Origin of the sequence: Flexilinea flocculi, from assembly GCF_001192795.1 — a bacterium.
GTDB classification, from domain to species: domain Bacteria; phylum Chloroflexota; class Anaerolineae; order Anaerolineales; family Anaerolineaceae; genus Flexilinea; species Flexilinea flocculi.
The window spans coordinates 447,927-462,301 of sequence record NZ_DF968180.1; the positions used below are offsets into that span (position 1 = coordinate 447,927).

Annotated in this window: 13 protein-coding genes; 10 read left to right on the forward strand and 3 right to left on the reverse strand. The window is 42.1% G+C overall.

The window, feature by feature from the left end:
* The first annotated feature begins 295 nt into the window (after positions 1 to 295).
* From ATC1_RS04080 to ATC1_RS04135, 10 genes are all read left to right on the forward strand, one after another.
* Positions 296 to 1,423, forward strand: a complete 1,128-nt coding sequence (locus ATC1_RS04080) for an ABC transporter substrate-binding protein (protein WP_062278626.1) — start codon at positions 296 to 298, stop codon at positions 1,421 to 1,423.
* A 185-nt stretch (positions 1,424 to 1,608) separates the two neighbouring features.
* Entirely contained in the window at positions 1,609 to 2,484 is an 876-nt protein-coding gene (locus ATC1_RS04085; RefSeq protein ID WP_062278628.1) for a branched-chain amino acid ABC transporter permease, read from the forward strand.
* 4 nt (positions 2,485 to 2,488) lie between these two features.
* Entirely contained in the window at positions 2,489 to 3,502 is a 1,014-nt protein-coding gene (locus tag ATC1_RS04090) for a branched-chain amino acid ABC transporter permease (RefSeq protein WP_062278630.1), read from the forward strand.
* Positions 3,489 to 4,250, forward strand: coding sequence for an ABC transporter ATP-binding protein (locus tag ATC1_RS04095; RefSeq protein ID WP_062278632.1), 762 nt, complete (start codon positions 3,489 to 3,491; stop codon positions 4,248 to 4,250). Before ATC1_RS04090 ends, ATC1_RS04095 begins: the two co-directional genes overlap by 14 nt.
* Before the next feature lie 4 nt (positions 4,251 to 4,254).
* Positions 4,255 to 4,989, forward strand: a complete 735-nt coding sequence (locus ATC1_RS04100; protein ID WP_062278991.1) for an ABC transporter ATP-binding protein — start codon at positions 4,255 to 4,257, stop codon at positions 4,987 to 4,989.
* 6 nt (positions 4,990 to 4,995) lie between these two features.
* Complete coding sequence (locus ATC1_RS04105) at positions 4,996 to 5,760, forward strand: dihydroorotate dehydrogenase electron transfer subunit (RefSeq protein WP_062278634.1); 765 nt, start codon at positions 4,996 to 4,998, stop codon at positions 5,758 to 5,760.
* Positions 5,761 to 5,762: 2 nt separating this feature from the next.
* Complete coding sequence (locus tag ATC1_RS04110; protein WP_062278636.1) at positions 5,763 to 6,689, forward strand: dihydroorotate dehydrogenase; 927 nt, start codon at positions 5,763 to 5,765, stop codon at positions 6,687 to 6,689.
* Positions 6,690 to 7,065: 376 nt separating this feature from the next.
* Complete coding sequence (gene pyrB / locus ATC1_RS04120) at positions 7,066 to 8,001, forward strand: aspartate carbamoyltransferase (RefSeq protein ID WP_062278639.1); 936 nt, start codon at positions 7,066 to 7,068, stop codon at positions 7,999 to 8,001.
* Between the two features lie 36 nt (positions 8,002 to 8,037).
* Entirely contained in the window at positions 8,038 to 8,994 is a 957-nt protein-coding gene (gene arcC / locus ATC1_RS04125; protein ID WP_062278641.1) for a carbamate kinase, read from the forward strand.
* Between the two features lie 274 nt (positions 8,995 to 9,268).
* Complete coding sequence (locus ATC1_RS04135) at positions 9,269 to 10,666, forward strand: dihydroorotase (RefSeq protein ID WP_062278645.1); 1,398 nt, start codon at positions 9,269 to 9,271, stop codon at positions 10,664 to 10,666.
* A 615-nt stretch (positions 10,667 to 11,281) separates the two neighbouring features.
* On the opposite strand, the gene ATC1_RS04140 is transcribed toward ATC1_RS04135, so the two are convergent.
* The 3 genes from ATC1_RS04140 to ATC1_RS04150 form a co-directional block, all read right to left on the reverse strand.
* On the reverse strand, positions 11,282 to 11,662 hold the full coding sequence (locus ATC1_RS04140) for a VOC family protein (protein ID WP_062278647.1): 381 nt from the start codon (positions 11,660 to 11,662) through the stop codon (positions 11,282 to 11,284).
* Between the two features lie 715 nt (positions 11,663 to 12,377).
* Positions 12,378 to 13,382, reverse strand: coding sequence for an ABC transporter ATP-binding protein (locus ATC1_RS04145; protein ID WP_062278649.1), 1,005 nt, complete (start codon positions 13,380 to 13,382; stop codon positions 12,378 to 12,380).
* Positions 13,382 to 14,371 carry an ABC transporter ATP-binding protein gene (locus ATC1_RS04150; protein ID WP_062278651.1) on the reverse strand — a complete coding sequence of 330 codons (990 nt, stop codon included), beginning with the start codon at positions 14,369 to 14,371 and terminating at the stop codon, positions 13,382 to 13,384. The genes ATC1_RS04145 and ATC1_RS04150 overlap by 1 nt, the downstream gene beginning before the upstream one ends.
* Positions 14,372 to 14,375 lie beyond the last annotated feature (4 nt).

Genomic DNA, 14,375 nt, shown 5'->3' on the forward strand with positions numbered 1-14,375 from the left:
TCTTTTCGAAAAAAGAATTGCTATTAATGGCTTTTTTAATCTTTGACAGAATGAAGTTTTTTGATACAATAGAAAAACTGAAACATGTATAGATCGATATACAAATTGACAACAATTCGAAATATGGGTAGGATTCTCAGTGGTTATAATGCTTTGCCCTCTTTATTCGTATCGTAAGTCAATATTTCGAATTAATGGTTTCAAAAAATCATGGTGTTTTTTGTGCTACAATATGTAGACACAACTTTCGAATATTTTGTTAAAACAAAATAAAAATTTTAAAAGGAGAAACTTGATGAAAAAGGGAATTCTGTTAGGTTTGTTATGTTTATTAGTTTTTGCTTTTAGTGTTTCCGCAGAAGGCGAACCGTTGAAAATCGGCGTTTATGGTCCTTTATCCGGAGATGCTGCAATGGTCGGACAGACCATGGTTGAAGGTATTAAGCTTGCAACAAAACAGATCAATGAGGCTGGTGGTATTGATGGCCGCATGATTGAATTAGTGATTGAAGATGACGAGCAGTCCCCGAAAGTTGCAGTCTCTGCAGTGAATAAACTGGTATATGATGACAAAGTTATGGCTGTCATTGGAACTGTCAACAGCTCCTGCACATTGGCTTCCATGGAAGTGACATGGGATGCAGAAGTCCCTCATATCACTCCGATTTCCTCCGGCGCATCGATCACAAACGTCGGAAATCCGTGGATTGCACGTATTCAGGCATCTGATCTGTTGCAGGCTGGCGCAATCGCCCGTTATATCGTCGATGATCTCGGCATCAAGAAGATTGCCTGTATGTATCAATCGGATGATTATGGTACTGGCGCAATGGAAGTGATTGTAAAGGTTTTGAAAGACGAGTATGGCATTGAACTGGTCGCTAATGAAGCTTTTGAGCCATCAGCTCTTGATATGACTCCACAGCTTTTAAGCGTACAAAAATCCGGCGCAGAAGCTCTGATTATGTGGAACATGTATCAGCAGGGTGCTTTAATTGCAAAACAGGCTCGCGATCTTGGACTGAAGATTCCTCTGCTGGGCGGCGGCGGCTTAACCAATAAGAAGCTGTATGAACTTGCCGGTGATGCAGCAGTAGGTATTATCAATTCCCAAACCTTCTTTGCTGATAAAACAAAAGCTACACCTTCCGCAGCTGCATTTATTGATGCATTCGAAAAAGAATATGGGAAACTTCCTGATTCCAATAATGCGATGGCATACGATGCTATGATGGTTATGGCAGAAGGTTTAAAATATGCTGCTCCAGAATTTAAGAATACAAAAATTATGGAAGGCATTAAGGCTGTGAAGGATCTTCCTCTGGCAACCGGTACCATTTCCATGTCCCCGAACGGTGACGCAAATCGTGATATTCTGATTATCCGACTGACCGAAGGTGGAAAATACGAATTAGCGAAATAAGAAGAATTACTTCTTCGATTTCACTGATTCCGCACTTTTTCTGTTGATGAATTATTAAGCAATTCGATGAAAAGTGCAAAACGAATCAACAACATTATGAGAGGAAGTGCTTAGCTTCCTCTCATTGCTTTTCAATATTATTGATATAAATTTGTCTTGTATAACCGATTTAAAGGAGCAGGTAGATGAATTTTTTTCTGCAACAACTCATTCAAGGCATCTCAATGGGAGCCCTTTATGGACTGATTGCAATCGGATATGTATTAATTTACAATGCCTGGGGCGTTCTTAACTTCGCACAGGGCGATATGGTAATGATCGGCGCTTTTGCGATTCTGATAGCCCATGTTTATATGGGATTACCATTATTAATTGCTTTCCCGATCGCAATCATTATGTGCTGTATTATTGGTTTTTTGGTTGAAATCTCTGCGTTTCGTCCTTTAATTGACGCAAACAATACACGCAGATTGATCGCCACCATTGGTGTCGGCATTTTCCTGCGCAATTTAGTGCGTGTTATTTTTGGTGCAGATCCTTATCCGTTTCCCAGTATTTTTGGCAATACGGCTGTTAATATCGGGGAGTTGAAAATTATTCCGCAGAATATTTGGAATACGGTGATCGGTTTTGGTCTGGTTATTCTCTTATCCATTTTCCTGAAACAAACCCATATCGGAAAATCTATGCGTGCAACCGCTCAGGATCGGGAAGCTGCACGTTTGATGGGCATCAATGTGAAAAAGAATATGTCCATCACATTCATTATTTCTTCAGCGCTTGGCGGATTTGCCGGAATGCTGATCTGCCCGGTCTTCTTCGTTATCCCGACATTGGGGACACTGATGGGGAATAAAGGGTTTGCCGGAGCATTACTGGGTGGTATCACATCCAATCCGGGATCTATGATTGGCGGTATCTCATTGGGCATTTTGGAATCATTCGGAGCAGGTTATTTCTCATCATCGGTACAGGCCGGTATTGCTTACGCCGTTTTATTCCTGGTTTTGATTTTCCTTCCAGCAGGACTCCTTGGGAAGAAAGAATCACGGAAAGTATAATCCTATGAAAACATTCCATAAACTTTATCGAGTATCTCGAATTTGGATCCTTCTTTTGATTGTATTGACATTGCCTTATTGGATTCCCAACAACTATTATCTGCAAGTGGCTAATTTGGGAATGATTTTTTCGATTCTGACGCTGAGCTTGAATATCCTTGCTGGCTATACCGGATTATTCTCGGTCGGATTTATCGCTTTCTATGGAATCGGAGCTTACACTTCTGCGATAGTTGTCACAAGATTAGGCTGGTCGGTTTGGGTTGGTTTCATCCTTGCCGGTGTTGTATCTTCTCTTTTCAGCTTTTTGCTGGGTTTACCGACGATGCGTTTACGCGGTATGTACTTTGCTGTCGCCACATTGGCGTTTGGCGAAATTATGTACCAGGTATTTCTAAATTGGACCAGTATCACCGGCGGTACAAAGGGAATCAAAGGCGTTCCGTCACCAGAATTTTTCGGAATATCCCTGCGTCCCTATTCAAAATATTTTTATCTGATATTGGCTGTATTGGTGATCGTAATTCTGTTAACACGGAATTTGATTAATTCCCGTACTGGTCGGGCGATGTTGGCAATTCGAGAAAACGATATTGCCGCAGAAGCGATGGGTGTGGATGTTCCCAAATTTAAAATGATTGCATTTCTGATCGCCACCTTCTTTGCGGGTGTTGCAGGCGCTTTATATGGACACGAAGTTCGCTATGTCTCTCCTGAATCTTTCGTCAATGCGGAATCCGCGGCAGTTCTGGCGATGATGGTAGTTGGCGGAATCGGTAGTATTCCAGGTTCCATATTAGGCGGATTTATATTGACGATGCTTCCTGAATATTTACGTTTTCTAGGGAATATTCGTTTGGTCATTTATGGCGCTGCCATTGTTGCGATTATTATCTTTGCACCAAAAGGATTAGGTGGATTAATTGAATGGATTGATGGGTTCTTAAGCGGAACATTGAAGCTGGGAACTCATAAGAAAAGCACAGAAAAAGTGGAGGGAGAAAATGGTCATTCTTGAGACAAAAGGAATTGGAATCCATTTTGGCGGTTTAAAAGCTGTCTCCAATGTCGATTTTTCTGTTGAAGAAGGAAGCATCTCCGCAATCATCGGTCCTAATGGCGCTGGAAAAACGACGCTGTTCAATCTCATTGCCGGTTTTTATACTCCAACAGAAGGGACTGTTTATTTCAAAGGTAAAGATATTACAAAAATGAAGACCTTTGAACGAACCTATATGGGATTGGCCAGAACCTTTCAAAACATCAATTTATTCCGGGAATTATCGGTGATGGATAATGTTCTTTTAGGCTTACATACCAAGACAAAATGTGATCCGATCAGTTCGATGCTTAATTTGCCGAATAAATTAAGGGAAGAGCGAGAATCCAGAAAAAAGGTCATGGAGACACTGGAATTTTTAAATTTGGCACATTATGTCAATGAAAAAGCGGGAAGTCTTGCCTATGGCCTTCAAAAGAATCTGGAAATTGCCCGAGCGATTGTTTCCCATCCAAGCGTTTTGTTGCTGGATGAGCCAGCTTCCGGTCTGAATACCAATGATCTGGATACTTTGTCACAGGGAATCGTCGCAATTCGCAACAGTGGAATTACTGTGGTACTCATCGAGCATAAAATGGATGTCGTCATGTCAATCTCAGATAAAATTGCTGTCTTAAACTTTGGTCAAAAAATTGCGGATGGAAATCCCGGCGAAATTTGCTGTAATCCTGAGGTGATCGATGCCTATCTTGGAAAGGATGAGTAATAACATGCTAAAACTTGAAAATGTTTTTGTCAATTATGCAAATATTCAGGTCCTCCATGGAATTAACATCGAAGTCAAAGCAGGTGAAATTGTAACGATTATCGGAGCAAATGGTGCAGGCAAAAGTACAACCCTGAAAGCGATTTCCGGATTAATCCCAAAGACGCTGAACAGCTCCATTAAATTTCTTGATGAAGATATTACTTCTCTGCAGGCTGAAAAAGTCGTTGAAAGAGGAATATCATTATCACCGGAGGGCCGCCGTATTTTCCCTGATTTGACGGTTACTGAGAACCTTGAGATGGGTGCTTATTTGCGGGCGAAAGATAAAGAAGGCGTAAAAAATGACATGAAAGAAGTCTTCACCATGTTTCCGCGCCTTGAAGAAAGAAAAAAGCAGTCCGGAAAAACACTGTCCGGAGGGGAACAGCAAATGCTGGCAATTGCCCGCGCATTAATGGCAAAGCCAAAATTGTTAATGCTCGATGAGCCTTCAACCGGATTGGCTCCTCTCATTGTGAAGGACATCTTTGAGATTATCAAACAAGTCAACAAAAAAGGAACAACTGTTTTGCTGGTGGAACAGAATGCGAAGATTGCTCTCAGTGTGGCAGATCGCGGGTACGTTCTCAAAAACGGTAATATTGTGATGGAAGATACCGGTAAAAACCTTTTAAAGAATGAGTTGATCAGAGCTGCTTATCTTGGCGAAAGCACTTATAAAGAAAAGAAAGCATAAACTGATATGTATATCGATAGTCAGGTAGTCTCTAACTACGAGATTGATAAAGAATATGGACGTGTATGTCTGGAAGCTCCTGAAATTGCAGCGTCCGCTTTGCCAGGCCAGTTTGTGATGATGAAATATTGGCAAGGTCTGACGCCATTTTTTATGCGGCCGTTCAGTATCAATTCGACGGATAATAAAAACGGGACAATCGAAATTCTCTACAAAGTTGTCGGAGAAGGAACTGCAATTTTAAAGAAACTCCAAAAGGCTGATAAAGTTCAAATCCTTGGACCATTGGGTAATTCATTTCCGCTGAAAGAAAACTTTAAGCGCATTGCTATTATCGGGAGGGGTGTTGGAGCAGCTCCGATGCGATTCCTTGCCGAATATGCTCGGAAGAAAAACGTGGAAGCTCACGTGTTTATCTCAGCTGCCCGTCCGGAATTCTTATTCGATACAACTTATTTTCAAACCATCGAATGCCAGTTTACCGGATCCTGCGACGATCGCCGTTTGGTCACTTCCTATTTTGAGGAAGAATTGACGCATACCCATTTTGATGCTGCTTATGTATGCGGCTCAAAACGGTTAATCGGTGATGTAAAACGCTTAATGGATCAATACGGTTTTGAAGGATATGCTTCTCTTGAAGCACATATGGCTTGTGGAGTCGGCGCCTGTAAAGGTTGTACGATCGTTATCAATGAAGAAGGGACAGAACGTTTTGCACGCGTATGTAAGGAAGGTCCAATATTCCCAGTGCGAAATTTGGTGTATTGAAGATGTATAAAACAGATTTAAGCGTCCAGATTAGCACCTTGCAGATGAAAAATCCTGTGATGCCTGCATCCGGTGCATATGATTACTTTGAAGATAATGCCGATGTTTTTCCCATGTGTACATTGGGCGCTATTATGCTGAAAAGTGTTCATCGTTACCCCAGACCAGGAAATAAACCTCCCAGAATTGCCGAAGTGACCGGTGGCATGCTGAATTCCATCGGAATTCCTTCCATCGGGATTGAAGAATTTTTGAACAAAGGTATGTTGGAACATTATAAAACCCTTAATGTTCCGGTCGTAATCAGCATTTCTGGCGGAAGTCCGGTTGATTATGTGGAAATTTGTAAAATGCTGGAAGGAAATCCTTTCATCGATGCGATTGAATTAAATCTTTCATGTCCGAATGTGGGAACAGGGCTGCAATTAGCATCAGATGAAGTACTTCTTGGCCGCACAGTTCAATCGGTGCGTACCGTCACCAGTTTTCCTCTGATCGCAAAGCTTTCACCCAATGTAACTGATATTCGAAAGACCGCAAAGATTTCTGAAGAATGCGGCGCAGATGCTGTTACGGTGGCAAATACGTATATGGGTATGAAGATCGACATACAGACCAAAAAGCCAGTGCTTGGAAATATTATGGGAGGATTATCCGGTCCTGCTATTAAACCAATTACGCTGCATATGGTTTATCAGGCTTATTCTGTACTGAATATCCCGATCATTGCTTGTGGTGGAATTATGTGCGCATCAGATGCGATAGAATATATCCTGGCAGGTGCGACAGCGGTTCAGGTCGGAGCGGGGAATTTTGTCAATCCGATGCTGATGAAAGAAGTAATAGAGGGAATTGATGATTATTTAGCAAAAAACGGCTGTCAATCGCTTTCTGATATTCGTGGAATCGCAAATTGCAGAAAAAATTGATTTATTATGCCGTTATCTAAATCCATTTTCCCGATCTGCAAAAATCATAAATCATGAAATGAGCAGATCTGGAAAATGGATAAATCGAAAATCAGCTTCTGAATCATTTATTTTTTTTCTGAATTTGCACAATCTTTTTTGTGTAGTTCAATTTGGCTGTAAATTTGAAAGAGTGGATTGGGATCTTAAAATGAGGAAAGGCTTTTTGAAAATAAAAATGAAAAATTGTTGCATGGAGCGCAACAACATAAAAACAAATAATCCATTCCCAATTCTGAACCGCAGAGAGCGAATCGTTAATGAAAAATCAATACGATAATAGGGTATTTTTATTTTTTTCGTTTAAGTCATACGAATACAAAAAAGGAGAAAAGAAATGACAACAACATTATATGGGAAAGACATACTGGATGTCCAATCGCTGACAGATGACGAAGTGCATCTGATCATGGAAACGGCAGCGCGATACGAGCGTGTGATGAAGTCCGGCGGACGGCTGTTGAACATGGACGGAAAAACCTTGGCGACACTGTTTTACGAACCATCGACACGCACACGGCTGTCGTTTGAAACAGCGATGCTGCGATTGGGAGGGACGGTGTTGTCGGTAGCTGATGCGAAGACGTCCAGCTCCTCGAAAAAAGGAGAAACGATCTACGATACGGGGAAAATGATCGAAGGATACGCGGATGTAGCGGTGATACGGCATCCGGAGACGGGATCGGCAGCGGAGCTGGCAGCGGGATCGAGCAAACCGGTGATCAACGGAGGAGATGGAGCGGGACAACATCCGACACAGGCGCTGCTGGATCTGTATACGATCATCAAAGAGAAGGGGAAGACAGAAGGATTGACGGTATGTCTGGCAGGGGATCTGAAAAACGGACGGACAGTACATTCGGGAGCAGCGTTATTAGCACGGATGGGGGTGAAATTTATCTTCACGGCACCGGAAGCGTTGGCGATGCCGGCGAGCATCACCGAAGGATTGAAGAAGAGCGGAGTGGAAGTTGAGATCAATCCGGATCTGGATTCGGCAGTAGCGAAAAGCGACGTGCTGTACATGACGCGGATCCAGAAAGAACGGTTTGAAGATCCGGAAGAATATGAACGGCTGAAGACATCGTATGAAGTGACCAACGAGACGGTAAAGAAAGCGAAAAAAGGGATGATCATCATGCATCCGTTGCCGAGAGTGACAGAGATTGCAGTGGAAGTGGATGCATATGAAGGGGCAGCGTATTTCCGACAGGCAGCGAATGGGGTACCGGTACGGATGGCACTGTTGGCATTAGTGTGCGGCTGTGAGTAAGCGCGAGAAAACCAGAGAAGAGGGAAAAGACGAAACATGGCAAAAAAAGTAGCAGTAGTAGCAATCGGCGGGAACTCATTAATCAAAGACAAAGCGCATCAATCGTGTGAAGATCAGTATCTGGCAGCGAAAGAGACGGCGAAGCACATCGTGGATATGATTGAAGCGGGCTGGGAAGTGGTTGTGGGGCATGGAAACGGACCACAAGTGGGCTTTATCCTGCAGAAAGCGGAACTGGCAGAAAAAGAAGTGAATCTGGCGATGGCGTCATTGGATGTATGCGGAGCACAGAGTCAGGGACAGATCGGATATATGCTGGCGCAGAACTTACAGAATGAGTTGAAACGGCGGAAGATCGAGAAATCAGTGGCGTGTGTCTTAGAACAGACGATTGTGGATAAAGACGACCCGGCATTCAAAAAACCGACGAAGCCGATAGGCGGATTCATGGGGGAAAGTGAAGCGAAAGCGAAAGCGGAAGCAGAAGGCTGGACGGTGGTGGAAGATGCCGGACGGGGATGGAGAAGAGTCGTGGCATCGCCGTTGCCGAAAGAGATCGTAGAGCTGGAAGCGATACGGTCATTGATAGAAGCGGGCGTGGTGACGATATCAATCGGCGGAGGCGGAATTCCGGTAATACGGGATGACAACGGAGATCTGGAAGGAGTGGCAGCAGTAATTGATAAAGATTTCGGGAACAGCCTGCTGGCACGTGAAATCAAAGCGGACCTGCTGCTGATTTCGACGGCAGTGGAAAAAGTGGCGATCAATTATGGGACAGCGGAAGAGAAATGGCTGGATCGGATGACGCTGGCAGAAGCGAAAGCGTACCTGGCGGAAGGAAAGCATTTCAAGAGCGGATCCATGGCGCCGAAGATTCAAGCGTGCATCTGGTTCCTGGAAGCTGGCGGAAAACAAGCTTTGATCACAAATCCAGAAAACATCGGTCGTGCCCTGAAAGGTGAATCCGGTACGTTAATTACCTGCAATTAAGGGACCAGAAATTCGAAATCTGGTAAGTATTTTTTGATTATTGTGAAGTTTTGTGTAAAACGAAAACTTCACAATAACAAATTTTTCCAGATTGATTCGAATAACACTTCCATATTTTAAATAATTGCCAGGGAACCGTGAAATAGCAAATCTGCAAGAATGGAATGATTTTGCCATAGATACTGGAAAAATAATTGATTCTTCCCAGTTTTGAGTAAAAATCTAAACATTTTGATTAAAAACTGAGAATTCATGTCAAAAAAGGAGAGAAAAAATGGAGTGGGACCATATTATAAAAAATGGGACTATTGTAACTTCGAGAGAACAATATAAAGCGAATATATATGTTAAGGATGAAAAAATAGCTGCAATTTCTTCTGTTGAATTGCCGGGTGACGCGCGCGAAATTACCGATGCAAATGGAAAGTATGTGCTTCCGGGTTTTATTGAAACGCATGTTCATTCGCGTGACGGAAGAAAAGGTGCATATTATAAGGAAGATTTCTTCCATTCTTCAATGGCAGGTGTAGTTGGCGGCGTAACGACACTGTTTGAGATGCCAAACTGTAATCCGGCAATTTACAATGTGGAGAATATGAATGATCTTATTTCCTGCATAACTCCAAAAGCACACCTCGATTTTGGTGTTTGGGCTTTATGTTTGGGAAATCTGAATAAGGATCAAATTATTCCTCTTGCTGAAGCCGGTGTAGTCGGTTTTAAATTTTTCTGGGGATATGCCATTGACAGTAAGACATATCAGTTGATTTATAACTATGAAGAAGGAATGAAAGATGTCATTCCGCCGCTTGATGATGGAGAAATCTATAAAATCTTCCGCGAAGTTCAAAAGACCGGCAAACTACTGGGAATTCATGCAGAAAACTTTGCTTTGATTAAAATGTTGACAGCAGAAGTCAAAGCCTCCGGAGATAAGAGCTATGAAGCGATGCTTCGATCCCGCCCGCCAGTCTCTGAATTAACAGTGATTGAAACCGGAATTCTTTTTGCTCAGGCAACAGGAGCTCATCTGCATATTCACCATCTGGCGAGTGGTGATGGCGTTGAATTGATTCGTGATGCCCAGAAGAAAAATATTCATGTTACCGCTGAAACTTGCACGCATTATCTGGAACTGTCAAACGAAGATTATGATCGTGTCGGACCATTGATTAAGGGATATCCTCCTATTCGCTTAAAACGCGATCAAGAACTTTTATGGGATGGATTACGAGATGGTACACTTTCTTATGTTTGTTCAGATCATGCGCCTCATTCCTATGAAGAAAAAATGCAAGATTTATGGACAGCGCCAGCTGGAATGGCAAATATTGAAACGATGGCGCCGGTTATGATCAATGCCGTCAATGAAGGAAAAATCACCCTTAATCAATTGGTTCAGTTTTTGTCAGAGAATCAGGCGAAACAATTTGGTTTCTATCCACAAAAAGGATCTCTTGAGGTTGGAACGGATGCAGATATCGTTGTTGTGGATCTGGATAAAGAATATGTTTTGGACCAGGAAAAACTGCATTCCCGCACAAAACTGACTCCTTTCCATGGCCGAAAAATGAAAGGGCTTCCTGTTCAAACTATTCTGCGTGGCAAGACTGTTGCCAAAGATGGTGAAGTTGTTTCGGAACCATGCGGAAAATTTGTTCGACCGCTCTAATTGGCAGGAATAACCAGTACTTCGAAAAAGGATTCTTTCTTTGTTCCAAAAGTTGATCCGAATTTTGAGTTGGTGATTAATACCGTAAAAGAGAGTATCAAAAATACTCTCTTTTATTTGTGTTCTATATTGAAAGCAAAAGCGCCGCTTTAGTTCATAGCGGCGCTTTTGCAAAGGAAAGATGAAAAAGTTGTGTTGTATGGAAGAAATTTGCTGATATCGATACAACAAGGATAAAGAAATCAGAACTCATATTCGAATTCCATGAAGCAGCTCGTCAGGAGGAGTGAACGCAGTAATTCGAAATATGAAAAGAATTCCTTGTTGTACTTATGGTTTTGCACTTCGCGTAAAACCATAGGTACAACAAATTTTCTTGATTGATTCGAAAAGTTTATCCATATTTCGAACTGCTGGAATGGACGCTGCAATTTGAAATAAGGCGGGGATTTTAGGGAAAAGAGAGTAGACTTGTTGACATATTGTTTTTGCATTGAGCTTAAAAAATATGTCAACAAATAATCATTCTCTTATTTCGAATCGCTGGTTTCGACGCAGCATAGGCGTCTGCGAAAATGTGGTATCAGAAAAGATGATGGTCAATCAAATGTTTTTTTATTCAAATTCTTTTTGAACATCGCTGTTTTGAAATTTCTGAATTTCAATCACATAACCGCCCGGATCCATGAAAAACGCTGATTCAATATAAGTCCCAGAAGCGGGTCCTTTAATCTCTTTCACGTTATTTGCTTTCAGATAGTCATACCATTCATGAACATCATCTACAATAAGTGTCAGCATTGTTGCATTTTCTGATTTTGGACGAAGACTGCCTTTTTTTCCATCCACGACACCAAAAAATGACTTCCCGATCCGATAGATCTTCGCCATTTTTTGATCCTGAACGACTTCAAATTTGAAGATCTTCTCATAAAAATCGCATGCAGTCTTTAGGTCTTGGTAATAAAAAAATGTAACCTGGGAATATACTTTCATTCTTTTCTCCTTAAAAAATTACCAGATATCAGGATTCCTTCATCTTCAGAATGTATCATTCAAAAAAGATTTGTATCCCCAATATTTGGCTTTTTTGATTCCAAATCTCCTGAATAATGTCAAAAACGCTCAAATTGTCTTCTGTATTATGATTCAATTTCATGATAACAATGAACCTGATAGAGTTCTATCTACAAAAAATCAGTGATTCGAAATATAGATTTGCTGTTCAAATGAATCGGGAAAAATAAAAAATTCTCCATATTTCGAATTGCCGATATAAAAACCGTCAAACCCATCAAAAAGATTATAATATATCTTAGTTTGTATACGAAATTCCACTTTTTCTATTCAACAATCTAAAAATTGAGAGGATAAAATTCTCTTTATATTTGAAACGTTGATGAGAAAGTTGAATTGTTGTTTTATTTGTTTTTCAAGATTCAAATATTCAAATCTTTTCAGAAAAAATCATGAATAAAACCGCATTTATCAATCTTGCGCAAAGTTCTTCATTATGATTTAGTATATTATTTTCTTCCAAACAAGCCAGATACAAAAATATTGGTTTTCAAGAAGTACAGTTTCCTTCACAAGATAAAAAAAAGAAGCTGCGTTCTTATTGGCAGCTTCTTTTTAATAGTTCATATCTATTTTATGATCACGGTTGAAAAACCATTGATCGATCCATTATTCAATCAATTTTGATTTATTTTTATGACGCAGATTGCTGCCCGGAGATATCAAAATGACAAGCCACAAAATGGTCTTTTGAGATTTCCCGAAAAGCTGGTTTCTCCTCCGCACAAATCTCTTTGGCATATTGACAGCGCGTCCGAAACCGGCAGCCGCTTGGCGGATTAACCGGAGAGGGAACATCACCTTCCAAGATGATTCTTTTCCGTTTTTCTTCGACAAACGGATCAGGGTATGGTACTGCAGACAGTAACGCCTGGGTATATGGATGACGCGGATTGGCATACAACTCATTCCGGTCAGCCAGTTCAACAATGATACCGAGGTACATTACAGCAATCCGATCACTGATATGCCGAACCATCGACAGGTCATGAGCGATGAAAAGATACGTCAGTCCCAGCGTGGACTGTAAATCTTCTAATAAGTTTACAACTTGCGCCTGGATCGAAACATCCAGTGCGGAAATTGGTTCATCACAAACAATCAATTTCGGTTCCAGCGCCAGAGCACGTGCAACTCCGATCCGCTGCCGTTGACCGCCCGAAAATTCATGAGGGTATCGATTGGCAAAAGCGCCATTTAATCCAACCAGTTGTAAAAGATCCTGTACCCGTTTTGTCTGTGCTGCACCTTTGTAGGTTCCATGGATTTCCATCGGTTCGCCGATAATCTGTCCAACCGTCATACGCGGATTTAAACTGGCATAGGGATCCTGGAATATCATTTGCAAATCACGCCGTTTCCGACGCAGGTTCTCCCCTTTCAGTTTTGCCAGATCATCTCCTTCAAAAAATACGCTGCCTGAGGTCGGACGATATAATTGCAGGATCGTCCTGCCGGTAGTTGACTTACCGCATCCGGATTCTCCCACCAGCCCCAGGGTTTCTCCATTGTATATATTGAAAGAAATGCCATCCACGGCATGAACTGCTCCGGTTTGTCTGGAAAATATGATTCCTTTTTTTATCGGGAAATGTTTATAGAGGTTCTCTACCTTTAGTAAAACTTGTTTTTCAGTCATTAGTACTCCTTGCCTGTTTTTGGATTGACCCAGCAGGCTGTAAAATGACCGTCCCCTTCGACTTGCTTCAATCCTGGGTTTTCTTTACGGCATCGCTCTTTCGCATAACGGCAGCGTGGTTCAAACGGGCAATAAGATGGTTTCTCAAGTAATATGGGAGGAAGTCCGTCAATTGAAGTCAAACGCCGGTATTCTGTCTCATCCATACGCGGCAAACTACCTAATAAACCGATGGTGTACGGATGTTGCGGATTTTTATAAATATCCTTGACTGGCGCAGTCTCAATAATATGCCCGCCGTACATAACATTTACACGGTCTGCCAGACCGGCAATAATTCCCAGATCATGGGTAATCCAAATAATGGCCATGCCTAATTCGTCCCGCAGACGTTTGACCAGTTCAATAATCTGAGCTTGAATCGTCACATCCAGCGCAGTGGTTGGTTCATCCGCAATTAAAATCTGCGGTTCGCAAATTAATCCCATTGCGATCATTGCACGCTGCCGCATCCCGCCTGAGAATTGATGCGGGTAATCCGATAATCGTTCGCGCGCATTCGGAATTCCAACCAGCTCCAAATATTTGACAGCGCGATCCAAAGCTTCTTTTTTCCCGGCTTTGTGATGAACGCGGTATGGCTCTGCAACCTGGTCACCGATCGTCAGAACCGGATTGAAGGAAGTCATCGGATCTTGAAAGACAACGCTGATCTTCGCTCCACGAATATTGCGGATTTGCTCGTCATTCATGGTCAATAAATCGTTCCCTTCAAAGAGCGCCTTCCCCGCAACTACTTTGCCCGGGGGGCTCGGAATCAGCCGCAGCATGGACATCATGGAAACACTTTTTCCACATCCGCTTTCACCAACGATTCCCAGCGTTTCGCCTTCCTTTAGATTAAAAGAAACTCCATTTACAGCATGTATGACGCCCTCTCGAGTTTGAAAATGCGTCTCGAGGCCTTCAACTTTTAATAATTCGGCCATAGTA

Excerpts from the sequence above, each read along its gene's own strand:
- arcC (WP_062278641.1), top strand. The coding sequence starts at position 8,038 with ATGGCAAAAAAAGTAGCAGTAGTAGCAATCGGCGGGAACTCATTAATC.
- ATC1_RS04100 (WP_062278991.1), top strand. The coding sequence starts at position 4,255 with ATGCTAAAACTTGAAAATGTTTTTGTCAATTATGCAAATATTCAGGTC.
- ATC1_RS04110 (WP_062278636.1), top strand. The coding sequence starts at position 5,763 with ATGTATAAAACAGATTTAAGCGTCCAGATTAGCACCTTGCAGATGAAA.
- pyrB (WP_062278639.1), top strand. The coding sequence starts at position 7,066 with ATGACAACAACATTATATGGGAAAGACATACTGGATGTCCAATCGCTG.
- ATC1_RS04145 (WP_062278649.1), bottom strand. The coding sequence starts at position 13,382 with ATGACTGAAAAACAAGTTTTACTAAAGGTAGAGAACCTCTATAAACAT.
- ATC1_RS04090 (WP_062278630.1), top strand. The coding sequence starts at position 2,489 with ATGAAAACATTCCATAAACTTTATCGAGTATCTCGAATTTGGATCCTT.
- ATC1_RS04085 (WP_062278628.1), top strand. The coding sequence starts at position 1,609 with ATGAATTTTTTTCTGCAACAACTCATTCAAGGCATCTCAATGGGAGCC.
- ATC1_RS04080 (WP_062278626.1), top strand. The coding sequence starts at position 296 with ATGAAAAAGGGAATTCTGTTAGGTTTGTTATGTTTATTAGTTTTTGCT.
- ATC1_RS04105 (WP_062278634.1), top strand. The coding sequence starts at position 4,996 with ATGTATATCGATAGTCAGGTAGTCTCTAACTACGAGATTGATAAAGAA.
- ATC1_RS04140 (WP_062278647.1), bottom strand. The coding sequence starts at position 11,662 with ATGAAAGTATATTCCCAGGTTACATTTTTTTATTACCAAGACCTAAAG.
- ATC1_RS04095 (WP_062278632.1), top strand. The coding sequence starts at position 3,489 with ATGGTCATTCTTGAGACAAAAGGAATTGGAATCCATTTTGGCGGTTTA.
- ATC1_RS04135 (WP_062278645.1), top strand. The coding sequence starts at position 9,269 with ATGGAGTGGGACCATATTATAAAAAATGGGACTATTGTAACTTCGAGA.
- ATC1_RS04150 (WP_062278651.1), bottom strand. The coding sequence starts at position 14,371 with ATGGCCGAATTATTAAAAGTTGAAGGCCTCGAGACGCATTTTCAAACT.